Raw genomic sequence first — 25,023 nt, forward strand, 5'->3', positions numbered from 1 at the left:
CTGCAAACGTGGTTAGTTAAGTTAGTCTTTATCAGTATCTAGCATGTCATCGTGTTTTGCCATGTCCCATGGAAGTTCACCTGGGCTGTTATCTAAAAAGTGCAGGTAGTTTTCAAACTGATCAAGTATATCTTTAACAATATCATCTTCATTAAAGCCATAAATGTCGTAGGATAAACCCCCACGACGTAAAAATACCTCAGCGCGATAGTAAAGTTGAGGATCATCATTAGTGGGTTTTAGCTCTGCGTAGGCGAAACTAGGAGTCGCATGCTCTGTGAGTCTAATATCGTACACAAAGTCAACATGGTCATGCCTTAATACAGTTAGAAATGCGCGGCCCATGACATCGTCAAACTCAACTACAGCTTGCCATTGACGAGTTTTTAATTCCGCTTGTACTGATTTCATTGCGTTGATGACAACCTGGCCTATAAATTCATGCACAGCACTTTTCTCAGGGTATGTAACCATTGCAGCTAAGCGTCGTTTCCAGTGCGAAAGCTCGGTGTTTTTATTTGTCAAAGTATGTGCTTGTAAGCTGTTATCTCTGTGTCCTTCAATTCGTAATGCACGCCAAAGGCCTACGGTTGCTAGTAACATAATTACCGCAAAGGGCAGCGCACTGGCGATTGTCATGGTTTGCAATGCACTTAACCCCCCTGCAATTAATAGCACTGCCGCAACAGTTCCCTCTAGTACAGCCCAAAAAACACGTTGCCAAGCTGGTGTATCGACACTACCACCAGAAGCTAATGAATCTATAACAAGCGAACCAGAATCAGAAGACGTGACAAAGAACGTAATGATTAAAATGACGGTTAACAGCGAGATAAAGAATGACCAAGGCAGCGCTTCATAGAGTTGAAAGAGCGCGACGGCATGATTTTCCTGCACATCAGCAATGAGGGTATCAAAGCCTTCATTCATGATGAGATTTAATGCAGTATCACCAAAAACAGAGAACCATAAGAAAGTAAAGATCGTCGGCACTAGCATAACCCCAACCACAAACTGTCTAATGGTGCGACCGCGACTAATTTTTGCGATAAACATGCCGACAAATGGTGCCCAAGCAATAGTCCAGCCGAAGATAAATAAGGTCCAATTTCCTATCCAATCACTGCGGCTATAGGCTTGTAAGTTAAAAGTACGTTCAACGATACCATTTAGGTAACTGCCAGTATTTTGTAAAAATGACTCTAAAATATGGATACTTGAACCAACAAAAAATACAAAGGTCATAAGCGTGATTGCCAGTATCATATTTAAAATAGACAGGCGTTTTACCCCCTTATCCATCCCAGCCACAACAGATAGTGTTGCTGCGGCTGTTATTAGTGCAATCGCAATAATTTGTACTGTGGTACTTATCGGGATGCTGGGCCAAAGATAATGTAAGCCTGCATTAATTTGTGTGACTGATAGGCCAAGTGTGGTTGCTATACCAAATAGGGTTCCTAAAATCGCAAATACATCCACCGTATGACCTATAGGGCCGTGAATTTTATCTCCAATTAATGGGTATAAAGCAGAGCGGATAGATAAAGGTAGACCATGGCGAAAAGCAAAATAAGCCAATACTAAACCTACAATGCCGTAGATTGCCCAGATATGAAAACCCCAATGAAAAAATGCTATTTGCATGGCTTGCTTAGCCGCATCGACGGTTTCTGCTGCGCCACTGGGAGGGGAAGCATAGTGTAACACCGGCTCAGCTACCCCAAAGTAGAGTAATGCGACACCGTAACCGGCTGAGAAAAGCATGGCAAACCATTCAGGAAAGCTATATTGGGGCTGTGCGTGATCTGGGCCAAGTTTTATATTGCCCCAACTTGATGCGGCAACAGAGACTATAAATACCAAAAAAATAGCGACAGATAGCATATAAAACCAACCAAAGGTTTCAGTTATCCAAGATAAAGTAACACTAAATGCTTCACCGGCAAGTTCAGGGTTACTAATAGTACCGAGCACTAAACACAAAATGATTAACACTGCAGGTAAGAATACAGGCAGCAAAAGAGTTGAGCGAAAGGTCTTTTTCATCATATATTGATCCTTAATATTGAGAGCTAACTTTAAAGCATGCTTACTTACCTTATTACATCTAACGAGTGCTGGCTAATTTAGCCGCTTGTTTTCTTTACCCAAATTAGATAAAACTACATAGCTTAGTTGCTCCACTGGGTATAAAAAACTGCGCACAATATAATTGTAGATACCTAAATGCTAAAAATTAACCGGATTTAAAAACAATGGAAAAGTTGATAGATCAACATGGAGAAGCGCAGTTTGGGATTTTTCCACAAAGCGTTAGCGATATTAACTATTTGGATTTTGATCTTCGCAACAGTATGGGAAAACCTAAAGGGTCTTTAGCGAAAAAACTTCATTTTAATCAATTTCAATTTATTAGTTTTACCTGTGACACACTTATTATTGGCTTGGCTATCGTTGACTTGAAAATTGCTAGTAACTGTTTTGTGTATCTATTTGAGCCTGATACTGGGAAGTTTGAGGAGTTTAGTTTTACCAATTTACTTGCCTTCAACACCGCTATTGATACTAAACCAAACACTGGCAGTGCGCATTTTTATAAGGGCGCAAATAGTGTCGTTATCAGCTGTGAACACAGTCATCAGCGTAAAGTAACGGTTAATTTAAAAGCCGGTTTGAAAATCCACGCCGTCATTAATGAATCAGTAAATTACAATCCTCTTGCAGTGTGCGTACGAGCAGGATTAACCGGTTTTCATTTTACCCAAAAAGCCGCTGCACTGCCTTGTTCGGGGATTGTAAAATGGCAGGGGAAGAAAATGGATCTTGAGCAAATAAAAGCACAGGTAAGCGTAGATTGGAGCGCAGGCTTTATGCGCCGAGAAACTTATTGGAATTGGGCAAGTTTAGCATGTATTTTAGATGATGGCCGTCGTCTAGGTTTAAACCTTGCTGCAGGAGTGGTAGAAACAGGTTTTACCGAAAATGCGCTGTGGCTCGATGGCAATTTAACTAAAATAGATATGGTTGATTTTAAGTTTCAGCGTTATGTCGATAAGAATGATTGTACACAATGGCAACTTCGTTCAAACGACGGCATTATAAATCTCACCTTTGAACCTGCAGGTAAACGCCAAGATAAAACTAACTTATTCATCATCGCCAGCAATTTCACGCAACACTTCGGCCGCTTTTATGGCCAAATAGCGCTCGAAAATGAAGTTATCACACTCAACGGAGAGTGGGGACTCACCGAAGATCATTATGCGAAATGGTAGAGAGGAGTATTTTTAGCAGTCAGCCGTCAGTTAAGTGATCTGTGATCTGACTGGGAAAAGTAAACATTTGGTTTTAACTCATTAATTAGTATTGAGTGAAAATAAAATAGCTGGGAGTGATGTCCTCAAACCCAGCTATTAACTCAAATCAGCTGATCGCTGATCGCTGACGGCTGAAAGCTTACAGCTCTTATTCGTCTATTGAGCGTAGTAGGGCGTTAATCCCCACTTTTTCGCGGGTTTGTTGATCAACTTTTTTCACGATAATAGCAGCGTATAGGCTGTGAGTACCGTCTTTTGATGGAAGTGCACCAGGTACAACTACGGCACCTGCTGGTACACGGCCGTAGTGGATTTCGCCGGTTTCGCGGTCGTAGATACGCGTGCTTTGGCTGATGTAAACGCCCATTGAGATCACAGCGCCTTCTTCAACTACCACGCCTTCGACGATTTCAGAACGTGCACCAATAAAGCAATTGTCTTCAATGATAGTAGGGTTAGCTTGTAATGGCTCTAAAACGCCCCCTATGCCCACACCGCCAGATAAGTGAACATTCTTACCGATTTGTGCGCATGAGCCAACAGTGGCCCAGGTATCAACCATGGTGCCGTCATCAACGTAGGCGCCAATGTTTACATACGATGGCATCAATACAACGTTTTTACCTACGAAGCTACCTTTACGGGCTACTGCATTTGGTACTACACGCATACCGCCTTGTTGGAATTGTTCCGGCGTGTAATCGCTAAATTTAAGCGGTACTTTATCGTAAAACTGGTTTACGCCATCGTTCATTGGTTGATTATCACGAATACGAAACGACAATAACACGGCTTTCTTAAGCCACTGGTGGACTACCCATTCACCACTGATTTTTTCAGCAACACGCGCAGCACCGCTATCAAGTAGTTCAAGTACATCGATAATGGCTTGTTTTACGTCGCTTGATACTGTGCTTGGGCTAATGCTATCGCGATTATCCCAGGCGTTTTCAATCGTTGTTTTTAAATCTGACATAAGGTCCTCTTATTCGGTTTCTGCGTTGAGTTTTCTACGCAATGCTTGGTGAATTTTGGCTTGTTCTTCGTCTGTAAGTGCTTGGTATTCGTTATTTGATACCACGAAGAAATCTTCTGCACGCTCACCCACTGTGGTGATCCGTGCTGCGTGTATATGTAATAAATGCGCTTGGAATACTTCGGCTATCTTAGTTAATAGACCTGGAATATCCACCGCTTGAATTTCGATTAAACTGCGATCTTTACGCGGGTGTGGGCGTAAAATGATCTTAGGCTTGATATTAAAGTCTTTAAAACGCTGAGAGCGATTCTTTTTAAAGCGAATCTTCTTTTTCGGATCAGCAAGAGCTTGATCAAGACCCCGTTTGATTGATTGTGCTTGAGCACTGGCAATTGGATCGCCACTGACTTCAAGTACCACAAAACTAAACAATACATAGCCGTCACGTGTGGTGAGCACTTGGGCGTGTTGAATTTGCGCTTTTTTAGAGCCAATAACACTCACTAAGCGAGCAAATAAACCACCAGAGTAAGGACTATAAACAAAAATTTGTGTGCCGCCGTGCATGGCTGTATCAGATACTGCAACACTTGCTTGACTTAAATCGTCACAGTTGAGTAAGTGTTCAGTGTGCCATGATAATTGTTGCTCGCTAAAGGCAGTAAAGTAATTAGCTTTAAAGCGGCTCCAAATTAAATCAATCTGATTTTCATCATAACCATTATTGATAAGGCGTTGCTTGGCTTGGTGCTTTTTGTCTCTAATTTGGTCGCGCTGATCCATTGGGTTTTCAAGCCCTAACCGCAAAGCGCGCTGGGTGTGTAGATACAGCTCACGCAGTAGGGTGTTTTTCCAATCATTCCACAAGTTGTCGTTGGTGGCACGTATGTCGGCAACCGTCAAACAGTATAGGTAATCAAGCTGACGCTCTGTTTTGACTCGTGTGGCAAAGTCTTTAATCACATCAGGGTCGTTAATATCTTTACGCTGTGCAGTCACAGACATAAGTAAATGATTACTAACCAACCAAGCAATTAGTTTTCCATCAGAAGCCGAAAAGCGATGCAACTTAGCAAAGGCAATCGCATCCACTGACCCTAATTCTGAGTGATCGCCACCGCGACCTTTGGCAATATCGTGGAAAATACCAGCCAAATAAAGTAATTCGGGCTTATCCATACGGGTGACAATTTCACAACAAATAGGAAATTCTGCGATGTTGTCTTTACCAAAATACTGATAAATATTATTGATCAGTTTATGGGTGTGCTCATCCACGGTATAGGCATGAAAAAGGTCAAACTGCATTTGTCCAAAAATATTACGCCACTGCGGTAAATACGCTGCTAACATGCCATGCTTGTGCATAAGTGTAAATGCACGGCCCATGCCGTTAGGGTGTTTTACTAGTCGTAAAAACGCTTCTCGACAGGCTGCATAATCTTGTAAATCACCAAGAAGGCGACGACGCACTTGGCGAATGGTTCGAATAGTACTTGGGTAAATATGGGTGATTTCAGGGTTGTCTGCAATGTGTTCAAACAGCACAAATAATTGATCACGGCGAAAAAATACCGACGGATTTTTTACTCGGATCTGATGGCCAACACGCTCAAAATTGCGGTCAAGTTCAATAACCGCTTGTTCGTTACTTTCAGGCAAAATACTTTGCTCAAAATACGACAGCAGCATTTGGTTCAGCTCACGGACACGGCTCATAATTCTGAACAAACGCTTCATCATACGTTCGACAGACGCTTTACCATCACTGCCAAAGCCAAGGATATCGGCAGCTAATGGCTGGTGATCAAATAGCAAACGGTTTTCAGAACGCCCTGCGGCTAAATGGAGTGCAAAGCGAATATTCCAAAGGTTTTCTAAACACTCTGAAAGCTCTTGGTACTCTTCATGAGTTAAATAGCCGTGACTAATTAGCTCTTGCAGTGTTTCGGCTCTAAAGTGCTTTTTAGCAACCCAAATAATGGTTTGTAAATCGCGCAAACCACCTGGGTTTTCTTTAATATTGGGTTCGAGATTGTATGCTGTGCCGTGGCATTTTTTATGGCGTAATTGTTGCTCGTTAACTTTTGCCAAAAAGAATTCATCTGACTGCCAAATTGGAGTGGCGAGAATATGAGCTTTGAGTTTTTCATATTCGATGTGATTACCAAATAGTAAGCGGCTTTCAAGTAAACTAGTGGCAAAAGTGACATCGTCACGTTTTTGTTCGATAGCTTGCTCTATGGTGCGAACACTGTGACCAATCTCCAGATTAAGATCCCAGAGCATAGTGACAAACTGGCCGATTTTTTCACACACCTCATCGCTCGGTTGTTCTGTTACTAATAATAAAAAGTCAATATCAGAATAAGGATGCAGTTCTCCACGGCCATAACCGCCAACAGCGATCAAGGCTAAATCTGGTTCATGAGCTAAGTCAAAAACATGAAATAGTTTGATCAGCAGGCGATCAATAAACTCAGCCCGGGCATTAATCAAATTACCGACGGGTTGCTTTGAAAATTCATTTTGTAACCATTTATAAAAATAATTAGAACAGTCGCGGTAATCAGTGAGTTGCTCAGCATCGCTAAGCAACTTTTTTACTTTATTGGGTAATGCCACGTGGGCTGGCTCCTAATGTTCGATGATCCTGTCTATTGTATCATCTGATCGGAGCGTTAAAATTTCAACACCATTTTCAGTAACAAGTAGTGTGTGTTCCCACTGTGCTGACAAAGAGCGGTCTTTTGTAACGACAGTCCAGTCATCTTTGAGCAGTTTACATTGGCGTTTACCGGCATTAACCATCGGCTCAATTGTTAAACACATACCTGCTTTGAGTGTTTCACCAGTACCAGCACGACCATAATGCATTACTTGCGGCTCTTCATGGAACTCTGCGCCAATGCCGTGACCACAATATTCACGAACAATTGAGTAATTAAAGCTTTCTGCATACTTTTGAATGGCTTCACCAATATCACCCAAACGTACACCTGGTTTTACCATTTTTATTGCTAAATAAAGGCTCTCCTGGGTCACTTCAGCAAGGCGTTTACCTTGAATGTTTGGGGTGCCAACATGAAACATTTTTGAGGTGTCGCCATGATAGCCATCTTTGATCACAGTGATATCAATATTGACGCTGTCGCCATTTTTTAAGGGTTTGTCGTTTGGAATACCGTGACAAATAACATGGTTTACAGACGTACAAATTGATTTTGGAAAGCCATGATAATTTAAAGGGGCAGGGATTGCTTTTTGTACATCAACAATATAATTATGACAAATTGTATTTAACTCATCAGTGGTTACACCCGGCACGACATGTGGCTCTATCATTTCGAGTACTTCTGCCGCTAAGCGCCCGGCAATACGCATTTTCTCTATTTCTTCAGGGGTCTTGATCACAGCGCTCATGGAGGCTCCATTATCGAGTTTTATTGCATTTATCGCCGCACAATTTTTGCGCGCGACGTTGAATATTTGTTTTTAATATGGTATAAAGCGCGCCGTCTTTTTACAAATAAATTCTTAAATGATTTTTTGTACTTAAGGCAAACACAATTTTATTTTAACACACACACGTATCGTCACATACACTTGGGTGCATTTGAAGTTTCATTTAACTTCAGTGTTGGTGCTATGGGATATGTGGAGGCCTAACCCTAAACTAAACAGAGGAAATACAAAATGGCAAACGTTTCAATGCGCGATATGCTTCAAGCTGGTGTTCACTTCGGTCACCAAGCACGTTACTGGAACCCTAAGATGAAGCCTTTCATCTTCGGTGCACGTAACCGTGTTCATATCATCAACCTTGAGCAAACAGTACCAATGTTCAACAACGCACTTAAGTTTTTAACTGGTGCTGCGTCAAACAAAGGTAAAGTTCTTTTCGTTGGTACTAAGCGTGCAGCAAGCGAAGCAGTTAAAGATGCAGCGATCGCAAGTGATCAGTATTACGTAAATCACCGTTGGTTAGGTGGTATGTTGACTAACTGGAAAACAGTTCGTCAATCAATCAAGCGTCTTAAAGACCTTGAAATCCAAAGCCAAGACGGTACTTTCGAGAAGTTAACTAAGAAAGAAACGTTAATGCTTAACCGCGAAATGGAAAAGCTTGAGAAGAGCCTTGGCGGTATCAAAAACATGGGTGGTCTTCCTGACGCACTTTTCGTTATCGATGCAGACCACGAGCACATCGCTATCCGTGAAGCTAACAACCTAGGTATCCCAGTTGTAGCGATCGTTGATACTAACTCTAACCCAGACGGTGTTGATTTCATCGTACCTGGTAACGATGATGCGATCCGTGCTATCCAGCTTTACACTGGCGCAGTTGCAGCAGCAATCACTGAAGGTCGTGAGAGCAATCTTGTTGCTCAAGCTGAGAAAGACGACTTCGTAGAAGCTGAGTAATTAGCTGTCATCAAGTCTTCACCTAAATTTAGGTGAAGACTTGCTATTCTTGTAGAGCGGGTAACCCGCTTATCTAAAACCTGTATTCAGATTTGAGGATTTACTAATGGCTGTAACTACTGCCCTAGTTAAAGAATTACGCGAGCGCACAGGCGCTGGCATGATGGATTGTAAAAAAGCGTTAACTGAGACTGATGGTGACATCGAGTTAGCGATTGAAAATATGCGTAAGAGCGGTGCTGCAAAGGCTGCTAAAAAAGCAGGTAACATCGCTGCTGAAGGTACTATCATCATCAAGCAAAACGCGGGTGTTGCAGTACTAGTAGAAGTTAACTGTCAAACTGACTTCGTAGCAAAAGATGCAAGCTTCTTAGCATTTGCTAACAAAGTTGCTGACGCTGCTATTGCTGAAACGATTGCTATCGAAGACTTACAAGCTAAGTTTGAAGACGATCGTGTTGAGCTAGTAACTAAAATTGGTGAAAACATCAATGTACGTCGTCTACAGTACATCGCTGGCGAAACGCTAGTTGAGTACCGTCACGGTGAGCGTATTGGTGTTGTTGTTGCGGGTGTTGCTGATGAAGAAACACTTAAGCACATCGCAATGCACGTTGCTGCTTCAAACCCAGAATACCTAACGCCTGCTGATGTACCTGCTGATGTTGTTGAAAAAGAAAAGCAAGTACAAATCGATATCGCGATGAACGAAGGCAAGCCAGCTGAAATCGCTGAGAAAATGGTTGTTGGTCGCATGAAGAAATTCACTGGTGAGGTTTCTCTTACTGGTCAAGCTTTCATCATGGAACCTAAAAAATCTGTTGGCGAAATTCTTAAAGAGAAAAACGCAACAGTTACTGGCTTCGTACGTGTAGAAGTTGGTGAAGGTATCGAAAAGAAAACAGAAGATTTTGCTGCTGAAGTAGCTGCGCAGATTGCTGCCGCTAAAGGTCAATAAAATCGATTTCCTTTGACTAAAAAGTAAGTTAGATGAAATTTATCTGTTATTTGCTTTTGCGTCATCGCTGAAAATTCTTTAAAATAACCGCGCTCATTATGTGAAAATCATAAGCGCGGTTATTTTTTATCCTTTTTTTATAAAGTTGGCCCAAATATATGACTATCAATCGTAAACCTATTTTTAGACGCGTTCTTCTCAAATTAAGCGGTGAAGCACTAATGGGAGACGAAGGCTTCGGCATCGACCCAAAAGTATTAGACCGCATGGCGCAAGAAATTAAAGAGCTTGTAGAACTCGACGTAGAAGTGGGTTTAGTTATCGGTGGCGGTAACTTCTTACGTGGCGGCTCACTTGCCGAAGCTGGCATGAATCGTGTGGTTGGCGACCACATGGGTATGTTAGCAACAGTAATGAACGGGCTTGCTATGCGCGATGCACTACACCGTGCATTTGTAAACTGCCGCTTGATGTCAGCTATCCCACTAAATGGTGTATGTGATGCGTACAACTGGGCCGAAGCAATTAGTTTATTAAAAACGGGTCGTGTTGTTATTTTTGCAGCCGGTACGGGTAACCCATTCTTTACTACGGATTCAGCAGCGTGTTTACGTGGTATCGAAATTGAAGCGGATACCGTGATCAAAGCAACCAAAGTTGATGGTGTTTACAGTGATGATCCGGTGAAAAATCCGGAGGCGACACTTTACCGTCACTTGAGCTACAATGAAATCATTGAAAAAGAATTAAAAGTAATGGATCTTGCGGCATTCACATTGGCGCGCGATCATAATATGCCATTGAGCGTATTTAATATGAATAAATCAGGCGCATTAAAGCGTGTAATTATGGGCGAAGAAGAAGGCACGCTTATTTCTTCACAAGCCTCAGATGAAGTTATTAACTAGATTAGGATTGAACCGTGATAAACGATATTCAAAAAGATGCTGCAGAACGCATGCAGAAAAGTGTAACGGCACTTAGCAGTCAATTATCTAAAATCCGTACTGGCCGTGCTCATCCGGCAATATTAGATGGTATTATGGTGCCGTACTACGGTGCACCAACGCCATTAAATCAAGTTGCCAATGTAACAATTGAAGACTCTCGTACTTTAGCATTGAGTGTATTTGATAAGTCGCTAGCACAAGCGGTAGAAAAAGCGATTATGGCGTCTGATCTTGGTTTAAACCCAATGTCAGCAGGTTCAGTGATCCGCGTTCCACTTCCTCCGCTAACTGAAGAGCGCCGTAAAAACTTAATTAAAATCGTTCGTGGCGAAGTTGAAAGTGGCCGTGTTGCAATCCGTAATATTCGCCGTGATGCCAATGGCGATGTGAAAAGCTTATTGAAAGATAAAGAAATTTCTGAAGATGAAGCACGTCAATCTGATGATGCAATTCAAAAGCTTACAGATAAGTTCATTAAAGAGATGGATACTCAACTAGCGGCGAAAGAAGCCGAGTTGATGGAAATATAAGCAGTTAAATAACCTGAACTTGGGTTAAGAAATATATTAGTTTTGAAACGTCGTCTAGGGTATACTAGGCGGCGTTTTTTTATGGAATACTCGATATTTATGGTTCTTAACGCTGATAAAATTTCCCAGCAATGTTTACCCAAGCATGTCGCTATAATCATGGATGGCAATGGTCGTTGGGCACAAGCCAAAAATAGGCCGCGTGTATACGGTCATAAAAAAGGCGTGGATGCGGTTCGCCACTCTGTGCAGTTTTGTACTAAATTGAAGATTGAGTCATTGACTCTGTTTGCGTTTAGTAGTGAGAACTGGCATCGCCCCGAAGATGAAGTAAGCACCTTGATGGAGTTGTTTTTGTATGTGCTTAGTAAAGAAGTCAAAAAGCTTCACAAGAACAATGTAAAGTTAACCATCATTGGTGATTTATCTCGTTTTTCAGAAGCTTTACGAAGCAAGGTCGATGCTGCACATGAGTTAACGGCAAATAATACGGGCTTACAACTTAATGTGGCTGCAAATTATGGTGGTCGATGGGATATGACCAATGCTGCAAAGCAGGTAGCCAAAAAAGTTGCAGCTGGGGCAATAAACCCTGATGATATTACAGAGCAAGTCTTAGCTGCACATATGAGTATGCAGGACCAAGCTGAACCTGATTTATTAATACGCACAGGTGGCGATTTACGTATAAGCAACTTTTTATTATGGCAAGCCGCTTATGCTGAACTTTACTTTACCGATACGCTTTGGCCTGACTTCAATGAAGCTGCTTTTGCTGATGCTATCGCTTGTTACGTTGCCAGAGAGCGACGATTTGGTTGTACGGGCGAACAAATAAAACAATTACTCGCCGAAACCTAATTAAAAGGGTAACACTTTGCTAAAACAACGAATTTTAACCTCTTTAGTGCTAGCTCCTTTGGCATTGATACTGGTTTTTTATACTCCACTGACACTGTTTAGTTATATTGCCGGCGCGATTGTTTTATTAGGCGCATGGGAGTGGTCTGCATTTATGGGGCTATGCGATAAAGTTAAACGTTTTTCGTTTGTGCTATTTATTGGCTTATTACTGGTGCTGCTTAATTGGCACTGGCCCATTGATGAGTTGTGGACTGATGGGCAGCTGGTTGGGGATGCAAATTATATCTTCACATTGTCATTTTCATGGTGGATTGTCGCGACATATCTAGTGTGGCGCTATCCTGCGATGGCTAAAGCATGGAATGAAGGCATTATGATGCGTGCTATTGCGGGTATTCTTACCTTAGTCCCATTGTGGCTTGCGCTAAATACACTACGTAGTGCTAATTATGAGCAGTCGACTCATTTTGGTTCAATGCTCATTTTGGTGGTTTTAGGGATTGTTTGGAGTGCAGATATTGGCGCGTATTTTACTGGTAAAAACTTTGGTAAACATAAATTAATGCCTAAAGTAAGCCCCAATAAAACGATTGAAGGCCTTGCTGGTGGCGTTGTTGCAGCCGTGATTTTTGTCTTAGCATTTTGTCACTTCACTGATGTTGATATGTCTGTGTGGCCAATCTACGCCATTATGACTATGTTTATCGCCTTATTTTCTGCCATTGGTGACTTACTTGAAAGTATGTTTAAACGCGAGGCCGGCCTTAAAGACAGTGGCTCATGTTTACCGGGTCATGGGGGGATTTTAGACCGCCTTGATAGTCTAACTGCTGCCGCACCTATTTTTGTTTTATGTTATGCATGGACATTGAGTCTATGAGTTGTAAACAACAACTAGTGATATTAGGTGCAACCGGTTCAATCGGGCTAAGCACTTTAGATGTTGTAGCGCGCAATAAAGAACAATTTTCGGTATTTGCGCTTACCGCAGGTGGTAATAGCGAGCTAATGGCGCAATTATGTATTACTCACCAACCTCGTTTTGTCGTCATGGCAGACGATAGCGCTGCGGGTAAATTAAGTCAGTTGTTATCTGGCAGTGGCTGTAAAACAGTAGTACGCAGCGGCGTTGCTGCAATGAGTGAACTAGCTGCACATCCAGATGTTGATGCGGTAATGTCCGCGATTGTCGGTGCAGCAGGACTGATACCCACACTGAGTGCGGTAGAGGCCGGAAAAAAAGTATTATTGGCCAATAAAGAATCGCTTGTTATGTCAGGGCAGTTGTTTATTGATAAAGTTAAGCAACACAAAGCCACATTATTACCCATTGATAGCGAACATAATGCCATTTTTCAGTGCCTGCCAAGTGCGCTACAAGGCTCTAAAGGCAATGCTCAACTTCATGAACACGGCGTAAGTAAAATTTTACTTACTGGCTCTGGCGGGCCATTTTTAACCCATGATATTGATACCTTAAAAGATGTGACGGTGGCGCAAGCGGTTGCGCATCCTAATTGGTCAATGGGGCAAAAAATTTCGGTTGATTCAGCCACTATGATGAATAAAGGCTTGGAGTTTATAGAAGCCAAGTGGCTGTTTAACTGTGCAGCGAAAGATATTGATGTGGTGATCCACCCGCAAAGTATTATCCACTCTATGGTGCAGTACCAAGATGGCTCAGTCCTTGCGCAAATGGGCAATCCTGATATGCGTACGCCCATTGCCCATGCATTGGCTTATCCAGCTCGTATTGATGCCGGTGTTACACCACTTGATTTCTCCCAACTTGCTGATTTTACCTTTACCAAACCTGATTTTGCTCGTTATCCTAATTTGCAACTAGCAATAGCGGCTTGCGAAACTGGGCAGGGGGCGACCACCACCGTTAATGCAGCAAATGAAATTGCTGTGAATGCATTTTTACAAGGGCAAATCGGCTTTACCGATATCTACCGTGTTAATTCGCAAACACTGGAAAATACGGTTGATGTAGATGTGCATACACTAGAAGAAATTCTTGAGTGCGACCGTTTAGCTCGACTTCAAGCAGCGCAAATTATTGCAAAGGTGATCCGCTAATATGTTCGATTTTTTGTGGAATTTAGGCTCTTTTATTTTAGCCTTAGGTATTTTAGTCACTGTGCATGAATATGGGCACTTTTGGGTTGCTCGCAAAGCGGGCGTCAAAGTGTTACGTTTCTCAATTGGTTTTGGTAAGCCATTGATAAAGTGGCACGATAAGCACAACACCGAATATGTCATTGCTGCAATTCCCTTAGGTGGCTACGTGAAAATGCTGGATGAACGTGTTGATGACGTGCCCGCTGAGCAGCGTCATTTATCGTTTAATGCTAAGTCGGTTCAAGCACGTATTGCTATAGTCGCTGCGGGACCAATGGCAAATTTTATCTTTGCTATTTTTGCTTTAGCAGTCATGTACATGGTGGGTGTGCAATCAGTTAAACCCGTTGTTGGTTCGATCACACAAGGTAGTCGTGCAGAGCAAGCGGGTATTATGCCGAGTCAACAAATTGTAAAAATTGGCGACGATACTATCGCGACGTGGCAAGATGCTACATTTGCATTAATGGCAAGTTTAGGTGAAAAAAGCGTCGCTGTTACTGTACGCGATGAACAGTTTCAAGAACAGCTGAAAACGATCAATATTGATGGTTGGAAGTTGGATAAGCAAGATGTACCACCATTAGCATCTTTGGGTATAGTGCCATATCGCCCACAGGCGACATTAACCGTAGCAACCATTTCCGCAAACTCTGCTGCCGCCGCCGCTAATTTACAGGCGGGGGATGAAATTATCGCTGTAGATGGCGAAACAATGACCGATTGGAACCAGTTAGTTAAGGTTATTCAGCAATCCGCTAACAAATCATTACAATTTAGTGTAAAAAGACAAGATACTATAAAAAGTATAAACGTTACGCCACAAGGGCAACGTAATAATAATGATCAGTTACAAGGCTTTTTAGGTGTTGCGCCTATGGTTGAAAAGTGGCCAGAAGGTTACATTGAAACTAGACATTATGGCCCACTCGATAGTATGGTGCTGGGCGTAAGTGAAACATGGCGTTTGATTAGCCTTAGTTTTGACATGATTGGTAATTTAATTACTGGTCAAGTGTCAGTGAAAAATTTAAGTGGTCCAGTAGGTATCGCAGTCGGTGCGGGAACCAGCGTAAGCTATGGCTTAGTGGCATTTTTAAGCTTCTTAGCATTGATCAGTGTAAACTTAGGCGTATTTAATTTATTGCCGTTGCCAGTACTTGATGGCGGGCACTTAATGTATTACATAATTGAACTTTTTCGTAGAAAGCCGGTCTCTGAAAAGACACAAGAATTTGGTTTTAAAGTGGGTGCCTTGCTACTCATTTTTCTTACATGTTTCGCTTTGTTCAATGATGTATCGCGATTATAGCAATTGCGACAGTCTCGAATTAAAAACACGATTGTAAAACACCGCTAAAGTATATTTTTAAGGTGTTGAGCGGTAATACCGTTGTAAAGGATAAAGATAATAAAATGGCTATAAAAAAACATTTGGCAGTAACAAGTTTATTAGGCGCTAGCTTTGCAGCCCTAGGCCAAAACTCCTTTATTGTTGACGATTTAAAAGTTGAAGGCTTACAGCGCGTAGCGTTGGGAGCAGCATTAACACACATTCCTATTAATGTGGGTGACAGTGTTGATGACTATACAATTTCAAAAACGATTAAGTCTTTGTATAACTCAGGCCACTTTGACGATATCAAAGCACTACGTGATGGTAACAATGTTATTTTTAGAGTAACAGAACGCCCAACTATTAGTGTTATTGAGTTTGAAGGTAATAAAGACATCAAAGATGAGCAGCTAACCCAGTCGCTTGATCAACAAGATATTCGCCAAGGTGAACCGCTGGACAAAACGGTGGTTGATAATATTGAGAAAGGCTTAATAGAGTTTTTCCATAGTATTGGTAAATATAACGCTAAGATTGATGTCAGCATTACTAAGTTGCCGCGTAATCGTGTTAAGTTAAAACTTGAATTTGATGAAGGCGATGCCGCGTCAATTCGCCAAATTAACTTAGTTGGTAACGAGTTGTTCAGCAACGAAGATTTACTCGCATTGGCAGAATCGCAACAAGACTTACCTTGGTGGCAGTTTATGGGCAGCGATCGCTACCAGAAACAAACAATTGAGGGCGATCTTGAAAAAATCCGTAGCTTCTATTTAGACCGTGGCTATTTACGTTTTAATATTGATTCAACACAAGTGTCAGTGAGCCCTGAGCGTGAATCAGTTTACGTGACGGCTAATATTACTGAAGGCGTAAAGTATAAAGTTAAAGGCTTCGATTTTATCGGTGACTTACTGGGCCGTGAAGAGCTAATCAAAAGTGTTATTCCACTGCGTGCCGGTGAACTTTACAATGGTTCAGTAGTAACTTCGTCTGAAGAATTTATCAAAAGCTACCTAGCGCGTTTTGGTTATGCCAACGCAGAAGTGCGCACCATTCCTGAGATCGATGATGAAAACAAAGAAGTACAGTTAACCTTATCGGTAAATCCAGGTCAGCGCGTTTACGTTCGTCGTATTATTGTCGGTGGTAACCAAAATACCGCAGATGAAGTATTGCGTCGTGAAATGACGCAGCTTGAAGGTGCGTGGCTTTCAAACCAAAACCTAGAGCGTTCAAAATTACAAATTCAACGTCTACCCTATATGGAAAGCGTTGATTTTAATGTGGTGCCAGTGCCGGGTGTTGACGACCAAGTAGATGTTGATTTTACGGTTAAAGAGCAGTCAGCGGGTAGCTTTAATGCCGGTCTTGCATATGGTTCATACTTAGGTCTGCAATTTAATATTGGTGTGACTGAATCTAACTTCTTAGGTACAGGTAACCAAATTGGTTTCAACATCAATACGTCACGCGGTTCTGAACGAGTGAGTTTATCGTACACTGACCCTTACTTTACGCCAGATGGTGTATCGCAAGGTAGTAGTATCTTCTACAGTAACTACGATGCGAGTAAATTCAGCCTAATCGACTATAAATCGAAGAGTTATGGTATTGGTACTAACATCGGTTTCCCAATTGATGCGGTAAACCGAGTTAACTTTGGTGTGCGTTGGATCCAAGAAGAGCTGTCAGAAATTGCTGAATACGAGCAAACACGTGTAATGCGAGAGACCTTCTTAGATCCGAATAATCCAGATGCTGGTTTCGACTTTACCAAGTATGAGCTAAGTGTGGGTTGGTCTCGTGTTACGGTCAACCGTGGTTTATTCCCTACAGCAGGTTCGCGCCAAACACTGAACTTAACAGGTACAACCCCTAATTCAGATTTAACTTACTTTAAAGTTAATTATGATTCACGTTTTTACTGGCCGATCAGCGATAATCATCGTTGGGTGTTCTCAACACGTGCCGCACTTGGTTACGGTAATGGTTACGGCACAACCAATGGTTATGACCAAACCTTACCATTCCAAGAGTATTTCCGTATAACAGAAATGGAACTACGTGGTTTTGACCGTAATACGATATTACCGCGAGCGATTTCTCGTACACCACAATTAATTCCGGGCACCCCATTGCCAGATGGTACCTTGACTGGCAGTATAGGCGGCGCGCCTGAGTTTGATGTGCTTACACCACAGGGGCGTATTGGTGGTAATGCTAAGGCTGTTGCGGGTATGGAATTAATCGTACCAACACCATTCTTAGATGAAGATAACACCAGTTCGGTACGTACTAGCTTCTTTGTTGATGCTGCAAACGTATGGGACACAGAATTTAACGTTGACCGTTATCAAAATTTAGGGCCGGATGAACGTGCTAAGCTTGAGGATTATTCAGATCCAATGCGCTTTAGGGTTTCGACCGGTTTATCATTGCAGTGGATCTCACCTATGGGTCCTATGCTGATCAGTTTTGCGTATCCATTGCAACAAGAAGAAGATGACGATACGAAGACCATCAGCTTTAACATTAGTAATACATTCTAAAGGAGTTTTTTTGTGAAAAAATCATTTAAATCATCGGCAATTGCCATTTTAGCGACACTTATGATGGGTACTTCTGCGAGTGCGTTTGCACATAAAGTCGGTATTGTAGACATGCAAGAAATCTACAAGCAGATCCCACAAATGGCAAAGGTTGAGCAAACTCTACAAGCTGAGTTTGCAGAGCGTCGCCAGGAGCTTGAAAAACTACAAGGCGACATTCGCTTTGAAGCAGAAAAGTTTAAACGTGAAGCGACAACTATGAGCCAAGCGCAAAAAGATGCGCTACGTGAAAAAGTAGAAGGCATGCAAAAAAATCTTGCTGAAAAAGGTCGTCCTTTAGAGCAAGAAATTAAAGTTCGTCAAAACCAAGAGCTTGCTAAAATACAAGGTATTATCATCAAAGCGATCGAAGATATTGCCAAAGATGGTAAATACGATGAAGTTAAAGTAAAAGATACCACTATCTACTTTAATCCGAAAACAGTTGTTGATTTATCAAGCAAAGTTGTTGATAAAGTAAGTAAGCAATAGAACTGAGCTATGCATAATTATACGCTTTCGCAGATTGCGGAACTTCTAAGCGCCGAGCTTGACGGTGATGGCGCTTTAGAAATCTCAAAAATAGCTACACTTGCAAATGCCCGCTCTGGGCATATTGCATTTTTAGCGAATAAGAAATATCGCTCACAATTAGCAGAAACACAGGCCAGTGCTGTGATCCTATCTGCTGCTGATGCACAGTATTACCAAGGGAATAAACTGATAGTTGCTAACCCGTATGTTTGTTATGCAAAACTAGCTCAGTTACTCGATACTACACCACGCTCGGCATCAGTAGGGGTTCACCCCAGTGCAGTTATTCACCCGCAAGCAACAGTGGCAGATACAGCGGCAATTGCGGCCAATGCTGTCATTTCAGCTGGTGCAGTGATTGGTGAGCATGTGCAAATTGGCGCGAATTGCTTTGTTGGTGAAAATACTAAAATTGGCAACGGCACAAAATTATGGGCAAATGTCAGTATTTATCACAACATAGAGGTTGGGTGTGATTGTTTATTCCAATCAGCGGCCATTATTGGTAGCGATGGTTTTGGTTACGCTAATGATAAAGGCCAGTGGATAAAAATTCCTCAACTGGGTCGAGTTATTATTGGTGATAAAGTAGAGATTGGAGCGGGGACTACGGTTGACCGTGGTGCGATTGACGACACGATTATTCATAGTAATGTGATTATCGATAATCAATGTCAAATAGCTCACAATGTAGAAATTGGCTCAGGTACTGCTATTGCAGGCTGTACCGTGATAGCTGGTAGTACCACTATTGGTAAAAACTGCCAAATTGCGGGGCTTGTAGGCATAAATGGTCACATAGATATCTGTGATGGTGTTATACTTACGGGTATGAGTATGGTAACTAAAGCGATTTCAGAACCCGGTGTTTACTCATCAGGGTTGCCACATTCTTCCAATAAAGAGTGGCGTCGTAACATAGCTCATTTACGTAATTTGCCAGAGATGAAAGTTCGCCTTAAAGCGCTAGAGACTCTGACTAAGTCATTAAACGTTGATAATTGATAAGGATGCTATTTTGGCAAACGAATTAAATAGCCTAGATATACAAGAAATTTTAAGCTTACTTCCGCATCGTTACCCGATGCTATTGGTTGATCGCGTACTTGATTACACACCGGGTGAATCATTGCATGCGATTAAGAATGTAACTTTTAATGAACCGATTTTTACTGGCCACTTTCCAAACCAGCCTATTTTTCCAGGTGTATTAATTTTAGAAGCGATGGCGCAGGCAACCGGTTTACTGGGCTTTAAAACCGTTGAAAACCGCAGTGAAAACGAATTATATTTGTTTGCTGCAATTGATAATGCACGTTTTAAACAACCTGTTACGCCAGGTGATACTATGCATTTACACGTCCAGTTTTTAAAAGAGCGTCGTAATATTTGGAAGTTTGCTGCAGAAGCAAAAGTCGATGGCAAAGTAGTGTGTAGTGCCGAAATTATGTGTGCGAGAAGAGAGCTTTAATTGTGATCCATGCTACAGCAATAATCGAACCAGGCGCAAAATTAGGTAATAATGTCTCAGTGGGCCCTTATAGCTACATTGGCAACGATGTTGTTATTGGTGATAACTGCATTATTGAATCTCACGTTGTGGTCAAAGGGCCATCAACAATTGGTTCTGGCAATCATATATTTCAATTTGCGTCAGTAGGCGAAGCGTGCCAAGACAAAAAATACAATAATGAACCAACCACACTTATCATTGGTGATAATAACGTCATTCGTGAGTGTGCCACAATTCACCGTGGTACGATTCAAGACCAAGGAGTGACTAAAATTGGTAGCAATAACTTGTTTATGGCTTACACGCATGTTGCACATGATGCTGTGATTGGCGATAACGTGATTTTTGCTAACAATGCCTCTGTAGCAGGTCACGTACACATTGGCGACTGGGTTATTTTGGCTGGTAACTCAGGCATTCATCAATTTTGTAAAGTGGGAGCACATGCTTTTGTTGGTATGTACTCTGGCGTTAATAAAGATGTGCCACCATTTGTTACAACGATTGGTACGCCAGCGGGCCCTGTTGCAATCAACACCGAAGGCATGAAGCGTCGTGGTTTTGAAAGCGATGAGGTTATGGCGACGCGTCGTGCTTACAAAACACTGTACCGTAAGAGTTTAGGTGTCGAAGACGCAATTGCAGCTTTAAGTGAAGATGCTGCTAAGTACCCCGCTGTACAAATGATGATTGATTTTGTTAAAAATTCTGAACGCGGCATTATTCGTTAATCCGTTTATGCTGTGAACAAAAGCCACCAGTTATTAAGTTAACTTGGTGGCTTTTTTGTATTCACTGTTTTGTATTTACGAGAATTCAGTTGCAGCTCAGTTGATACCTGCTAATTTTATGCATTCTAAAGGAGCGTTGAATTTTGATTAAACCATTTCTAATTAGTTTATCACTGGCTATTTTAGCGGGTTGTAGTAGCTCGCCTGCCAATTACTCAGTAACAAACGCAAAGGTGATTGAGCAGGGGCAAGCCAGCTTTTATGCCGATAAATATCATGGTCGGCTGACCGCAAGTGGTGAAAAGTTTGATCAACATGCCATGACCGCAGCGCATAAACAACTTCCGTTTAATAGCAAAGTGAAAGTTACTAACACAGCGAATAACCGTTCGGTGGTGGTCAGAGTGAATGATCGTGGTCCTTTTATTCGCGGCCGTATCATTGACTTATCAAAGCATGCGTTTGCAAAGCTCGCAGAGCCGAATTTAGGGGTTATTAACGTTACTATTGAGGTAATTGATTAAAACCGTGTGATTAAGTTCACGTAATCAGTGTGCTCTGTTACTAGCTGTTGATGCGTTGCAATCGCTTTTACAGCTCCTTGCTCTAACCAAATCACTTTGTCCATGTTGGCAAGCAAAGCAGGATCATGGGTTATGCTGATCACAGTGCAATGCTCCATGCTGGTTAATATTGCATCCATAACCAGATGTTTAGATTGATTGTCGAGCCCTTCGGTTGGCTCATCAAGCACTAGAATTGCTGGTGTACGTAGCAGTGCTTGCGCTAACGCTAAGCGTCTTGATTGTCCTCGTGACAAGCTTCTTCCAGCTGTCCCTAGGCGAGTCTTTAAGCCTAGCTTTAACTCATGTAACCAATCTGTAAGTTGTGCTTGTTGGCAAACTTCATACATTTGCGCTTCGCTTGCATCGGGGGCAGCATAACGCAAATTCTCAGCAATAGTGCCATCAAAAATATGGTGCTGTTGTGCAACGATACTAATAAGTTCGCAGCGGTTTTGCTGACTAATCGTGTTTATCGCGATGTTTTTGTCTGGTGAGAGCAGGTTTATTGCCCCGTTTTGCTGCGGCCACAAACCACTGAGTAAATTAACCAGTGTACTTTTACCACTACCACTTTGGCCTACAATGGCGACTTTCTGCAATGGTAAAATTGTAAAGTTGATATTGCTAAGCGCATAGTTATCAGCGTGATAGTTATAGCTTAGTTGTTTAAATTCAAGCCCTAATGGTTGTACTGCCACTAGCTCGTGAGTGGTGTTGGTGGTCAAGGGCAGTTTATCCTCCAAAGCAAAAATACGCTGTGCAGCACTCAGTGCGACGGGTAACTGGATGAAAGCATTAGGCAGTGTCAACACGGTTTCAAAACTAGCGAGTACAAATAAGCTGAGCATAGCTAATTCAACATTCACCATAGAGCCGTCATACACCAATGGAGTAATTATCACAATCGCGCCCAGCATACTCAGTTGCACGATTAGTAGAGATAAGCCATTACTATGCGCTTCTGCATTGTGGCGGGTAAATAATTGCTGATTATAGCGTTCACTGGCCCTACGACACTGCGCAACTTGTTGCTCCGTGGCTTGGTAAATAGCCAGCTCTCTTAGGCCACTTAAAGTGTCAGATAACTGGGCACGTAAAGTTGCTGAGTATTTAGTTTCAAGTTCGGCAGTTTGCTGTAGTTGCTTACTTAACATTATCGGCAGTGCAACGCCTACTAACAGCAATGAAATAAAACATAACAGGGCGACATTGGCGTTATAAATACTCATAAATAGAAGTACAATGGGCACGCTTACAAGTGCAACTATCATGGGCAGAAGTACGTTCAAGTAAAATTTATCGAGGGCTTCTACGTCATTTTGCATGCGGTTAAAAAGATCGGCGCTGCGACTCATTGCTAAATCAACATTATTTAATTTGCTCAACGTGCTGAAGACATTGATGCGGATCTCACTCAATAATAAAAAAGTAGCGTTGTGGGTTACTAAACGCTCGCCATAACGTGACGCTGTTCTAACAATCGCTAAAAAGCGGATCACACCAGCGGGAGTGAAGTAGTTCATGTGCACACCGGCTAAACCTGCTGCAGCCATCGCAGCTAAAAACCAGCCGGAAATAGCCAGTAAGCCAACATTAGCCAAGACCGTTAGTGTTGCTAAAAAGGCACCCAACAACATAGCGCTAAGGTGCGGTTTGCACAATTTAAGTAGGCGAATAAAGTTAGTCATTACGATGGCTCCTAGCATTGACTAAGTTGAACAAGCCACCTTGCTGCTGCATTAAGGAAACAAAACGACCTTGTTCAATCACTGTGCCTTTTTGCATAACCAATATTTTCTTCGCATGCTTAATCGTATTTAAGCGATGAGCAATCACAATGACTAAGTGAGTTTTGGCATATTCATTAATTGCATGTTGTACTTGTTGTTCTGTTTGGCTATCTAAGTGCGCAGTTGGTTCATCAAGAACTAAAATAGGTGCTTGTTTTAAAAATGCACGGGCTAAAGCAATGCGCTGCTTTTGCCCTCCCGACAGTCCTTCACCTTGTTCACCAATATGAGTATCAAAGCCATTAGGTAATGCATTGATAAATTCGAGTGCACCGGCTTGCTTGGCCGCAGCGGCTAATTGCGCCGCAGTAGCATCTGGCTTTGCTAGTAATAAATTGGCCTTGATGGTGGTGAATAATAAGGTTGGCTGTTGTGGGATCCAGGCAATATGTTGCTGCCAGTGGAGAATGTCAGGCTGAGTTAATTGTTGTTGGTTAACTACGATTGCACTGATCACTTGTGGATTAAAGCCCAGCAAACAATCAAGTAGAGTACTTTTCCCTGCGCCACTTTGACCAACAATGGCATATAAACCCGTGCCTGCAAAAGTGAGGTTAATATCGTTAATTCCTTCATGGCTATTTGGGTAATGAAAGTTTAAATTGTTGATCTGCAGCTGTTCAAGGCACTCGAGTTTCAAAGGAGAATGGTCCGAGATCGTTGCGTTGGTGTTCTCTGCTATTGGTTCATTTAATATTTTTAGCATATCAGCTGCTGCACTGATCCCTTCTAACTTGGCGTGGTAGTGACTGCCTAACTGGCGCAGCGGTAAATAAAACTCAGGGGCAAGTAATAACACCACGAAACCAGTAGCAAAGTCCAAGGTGCCAAAAAACAACCGAAAACCGATGATCACTGCCACCAGTGCTACGCTGATAGTGGCAAAAAACTCCAATGCAAAAGATGATAGAAATGCAATTTTTAACACGCTTAGAGTTGCGTGGCGAAAATCGTCAGATATCTTGGCTATTTGTTTTAATTCGCGTTTGGTGGCATCAAATAATTTAAGTTGGGTAAGACCTTGCAAGCGATCAAAAAAGTAATTACCCAGTACAGCCAGCTTTTGCCAACGTTGTTGGTTAAGTTGTTCAGCTTGGTGACCGACTAAAATCATAAAAAACGGAATAAGCGGTGCAGTAAATAAAAAGATCAAACCGGCTTTCCAATCGGTTGGAAAAATCACCATTAAAATAGCTAAAGGGATCAGGGCGCTGTAAGCCACACTAGGCAAATAGTTTGCGTAATAATCGTGCAAGGCTTCAACACCGTTATGTAACGTATTTAAGGTTGCGCCATGACCGTGTTGTTCAATGTAACTTGGCCCAAGTAGAGTGAGCTTCTCTAATAACGTATGGCGCATTGCGGTTTTAATTTTTAGCGCGGCTTTAGCGCTGGTACGTTGCGAAAGCCCAAGTAGCATAGCGCGTGCTAAGATCAGTGCAGCTAATGGCCAAAGTAAAGGGGTGATGGTTGCTAATTCCGCCTGTTGAAACATAACTAAATGAATTGAGCGAGCCACCAAGTAAGCGCTGGCGATCATCAGTACCGCATTAAAAGTACCTAATGCGATACTCATTTTTAATAGACTGCCGGCGTGATTTGCATGATTTTTAAAAACGCGCGCAACGTAGTTTGTTGCGCGCGATTTGGTCGGGGGTTAGTTGTCATTTTGGCGATTAAGCCTATCGTGTAATTCTTGTTCGTCGTCAGCGATACTGTCTTTGTTTTGACCAAATTCATACCACATTACGTTGATCACACCTAACGTACAGGCTAATAGAACACCGAGTATCCAAGCAAAATACCACATAA

At 42.1% G+C, this 25,023-nt stretch carries 22 protein-coding genes; 15 read left to right on the top strand and 7 right to left on the bottom strand.

Annotated elements, in window-relative coordinates:
• Positions 1-21 precede the first annotated feature (21 nt).
• Positions 22-2,052 carry a BCCT family transporter gene (locus KAN5_RS03130; RefSeq protein ID WP_244390444.1) on the bottom strand — a complete coding sequence of 677 codons (2,031 nt, stop codon included), beginning with the start codon at positions 2,050-2,052 and terminating at the stop codon, positions 22-24.
• A gap of 206 nt (positions 2,053-2,258) precedes the next feature.
• Between KAN5_RS03130 and KAN5_RS03135 the strand changes: the two genes are divergently transcribed.
• Positions 2,259-3,278, top strand: a complete 1,020-nt coding sequence (locus KAN5_RS03135) for a DUF2804 domain-containing protein (RefSeq protein WP_244390446.1) — start codon at positions 2,259-2,261, stop codon at positions 3,276-3,278.
• A gap of 190 nt (positions 3,279-3,468) precedes the next feature.
• Here the strand turns inward: KAN5_RS03135 and dapD are convergent, their stop codons facing one another.
• The 3 genes from dapD to map are packed head-to-tail and all read right to left on the bottom strand — an operon-like array spanning position 3,469 to position 7,722.
• The gene (gene dapD / locus KAN5_RS03140) at positions 3,469-4,296 is read right to left on the bottom strand and encodes a 2,3,4,5-tetrahydropyridine-2,6-dicarboxylate N-succinyltransferase (RefSeq protein ID WP_138554805.1); all 828 of its coding nucleotides are present in this window, start codon (positions 4,294-4,296) and stop codon (positions 3,469-3,471) included.
• 9 nt (positions 4,297-4,305) lie between these two features.
• Complete coding sequence (glnD, locus tag KAN5_RS03145) at positions 4,306-6,924, bottom strand: [protein-PII] uridylyltransferase (protein ID WP_016707645.1); 2,619 nt, start codon at positions 6,922-6,924, stop codon at positions 4,306-4,308.
• A gap of 12 nt (positions 6,925-6,936) precedes the next feature.
• Positions 6,937-7,722: a type I methionyl aminopeptidase gene (map, locus tag KAN5_RS03150; RefSeq protein WP_016707644.1), complete on the bottom strand. Its 786-nt coding sequence runs from the start codon at positions 7,720-7,722 to the stop codon at positions 6,937-6,939.
• Between the two features lie 273 nt (positions 7,723-7,995).
• Between map and rpsB the strand changes: the two genes are divergently transcribed.
• From rpsB to KAN5_RS03220, 14 genes are all read left to right on the top strand, one after another.
• Positions 7,996-8,724: a 30S ribosomal protein S2 gene (gene rpsB, locus KAN5_RS03155; protein ID WP_016707643.1), complete on the top strand. Its 729-nt coding sequence runs from the start codon at positions 7,996-7,998 to the stop codon at positions 8,722-8,724.
• A 106-nt stretch (positions 8,725-8,830) separates the two neighbouring features.
• Entirely contained in the window at positions 8,831-9,682 is an 852-nt protein-coding gene (tsf, locus tag KAN5_RS03160) for a translation elongation factor Ts (protein WP_016707642.1), read from the top strand.
• 158 nt (positions 9,683-9,840) lie between these two features.
• The gene (gene pyrH / locus KAN5_RS03165; RefSeq protein ID WP_016707641.1) at positions 9,841-10,590 is read left to right on the top strand and encodes a UMP kinase; all 750 of its coding nucleotides are present in this window, start codon (positions 9,841-9,843) and stop codon (positions 10,588-10,590) included.
• A gap of 14 nt (positions 10,591-10,604) precedes the next feature.
• Complete coding sequence (frr, locus tag KAN5_RS03170) at positions 10,605-11,162, top strand: ribosome recycling factor (protein WP_016707640.1); 558 nt, start codon at positions 10,605-10,607, stop codon at positions 11,160-11,162.
• Between the two features lie 81 nt (positions 11,163-11,243).
• Complete coding sequence (locus tag KAN5_RS03175) at positions 11,244-12,023, top strand: isoprenyl transferase (protein ID WP_016707639.1); 780 nt, start codon at positions 11,244-11,246, stop codon at positions 12,021-12,023.
• A gap of 16 nt (positions 12,024-12,039) precedes the next feature.
• Positions 12,040-12,906, top strand: a complete 867-nt coding sequence (locus KAN5_RS03180) for a phosphatidate cytidylyltransferase (RefSeq protein WP_016707638.1) — start codon at positions 12,040-12,042, stop codon at positions 12,904-12,906.
• On the top strand, positions 12,903-14,108 hold the full coding sequence (gene ispC / locus KAN5_RS03185) for a 1-deoxy-D-xylulose-5-phosphate reductoisomerase (RefSeq protein ID WP_244390448.1): 1,206 nt from the start codon (positions 12,903-12,905) through the stop codon (positions 14,106-14,108). Before KAN5_RS03180 ends, ispC begins: the two co-directional genes overlap by 4 nt.
• Position 14,109: 1 nt before the next feature.
• The gene (gene rseP / locus KAN5_RS03190; protein ID WP_244390449.1) at positions 14,110-15,462 is read left to right on the top strand and encodes a sigma E protease regulator RseP; all 1,353 of its coding nucleotides are present in this window, start codon (positions 14,110-14,112) and stop codon (positions 15,460-15,462) included.
• A gap of 104 nt (positions 15,463-15,566) precedes the next feature.
• Positions 15,567-18,038 carry an outer membrane protein assembly factor BamA gene (gene bamA, locus KAN5_RS03195; RefSeq protein ID WP_016707635.1) on the top strand — a complete coding sequence of 824 codons (2,472 nt, stop codon included), beginning with the start codon at positions 15,567-15,569 and terminating at the stop codon, positions 18,036-18,038.
• Positions 18,039-18,050: 12 nt separating this feature from the next.
• Positions 18,051-18,569 (top strand): OmpH family outer membrane protein, encoded by a 519-nt coding sequence (locus KAN5_RS03200; RefSeq protein ID WP_016707634.1) that lies wholly within the window; start codon positions 18,051-18,053, stop codon positions 18,567-18,569.
• Between the two features lie 9 nt (positions 18,570-18,578).
• Positions 18,579-19,616: a UDP-3-O-(3-hydroxymyristoyl)glucosamine N-acyltransferase gene (gene lpxD, locus KAN5_RS03205; protein WP_016707633.1), complete on the top strand. Its 1,038-nt coding sequence runs from the start codon at positions 18,579-18,581 to the stop codon at positions 19,614-19,616.
• Positions 19,617-19,629: 13 nt separating this feature from the next.
• On the top strand, positions 19,630-20,082 hold the full coding sequence (gene fabZ / locus KAN5_RS03210) for a 3-hydroxyacyl-ACP dehydratase FabZ (protein ID WP_016707632.1): 453 nt from the start codon (positions 19,630-19,632) through the stop codon (positions 20,080-20,082).
• 2 nt (positions 20,083-20,084) lie between these two features.
• A complete protein-coding gene (gene lpxA / locus KAN5_RS03215; RefSeq protein WP_016707631.1) occupies positions 20,085-20,855 on the top strand; it encodes an acyl-ACP--UDP-N-acetylglucosamine O-acyltransferase in 771 nt (256 codons plus the stop codon).
• 143 nt (positions 20,856-20,998) lie between these two features.
• Positions 20,999-21,379 (top strand): septal ring lytic transglycosylase RlpA family protein, encoded by a 381-nt coding sequence (locus tag KAN5_RS03220; protein WP_244390451.1) that lies wholly within the window; start codon positions 20,999-21,001, stop codon positions 21,377-21,379.
• Here KAN5_RS03220 and cydC read toward each other — a convergent pair.
• From cydC to cydX, 3 genes are all read right to left on the bottom strand, one after another.
• Entirely contained in the window at positions 21,376-23,109 is a 1,734-nt protein-coding gene (cydC, locus tag KAN5_RS03225; protein WP_244390453.1) for a thiol reductant ABC exporter subunit CydC, read from the bottom strand. The two genes, KAN5_RS03220 and cydC, sit on opposite strands and share 4 nt — an antisense overlap.
• Positions 23,102-24,787: a thiol reductant ABC exporter subunit CydD gene (gene cydD, locus KAN5_RS03230; RefSeq protein ID WP_244390454.1), complete on the bottom strand. Its 1,686-nt coding sequence runs from the start codon at positions 24,785-24,787 to the stop codon at positions 23,102-23,104. Before cydD ends, cydC begins: the two co-directional genes overlap by 8 nt.
• A gap of 81 nt (positions 24,788-24,868) precedes the next feature.
• Positions 24,869-25,021, bottom strand: a complete 153-nt coding sequence (gene cydX, locus KAN5_RS03235; RefSeq protein WP_016707627.1) for a cytochrome bd-I oxidase subunit CydX — start codon at positions 25,019-25,021, stop codon at positions 24,869-24,871.
• Positions 25,022-25,023: the final 2 nt, after the last annotated feature.

This window comes from Pseudoalteromonas sp. KAN5, from assembly GCF_022846535.1.
GTDB classification, from domain to species: Bacteria; Pseudomonadota; Gammaproteobacteria; order Enterobacterales; family Alteromonadaceae; genus Pseudoalteromonas; species Pseudoalteromonas haloplanktis.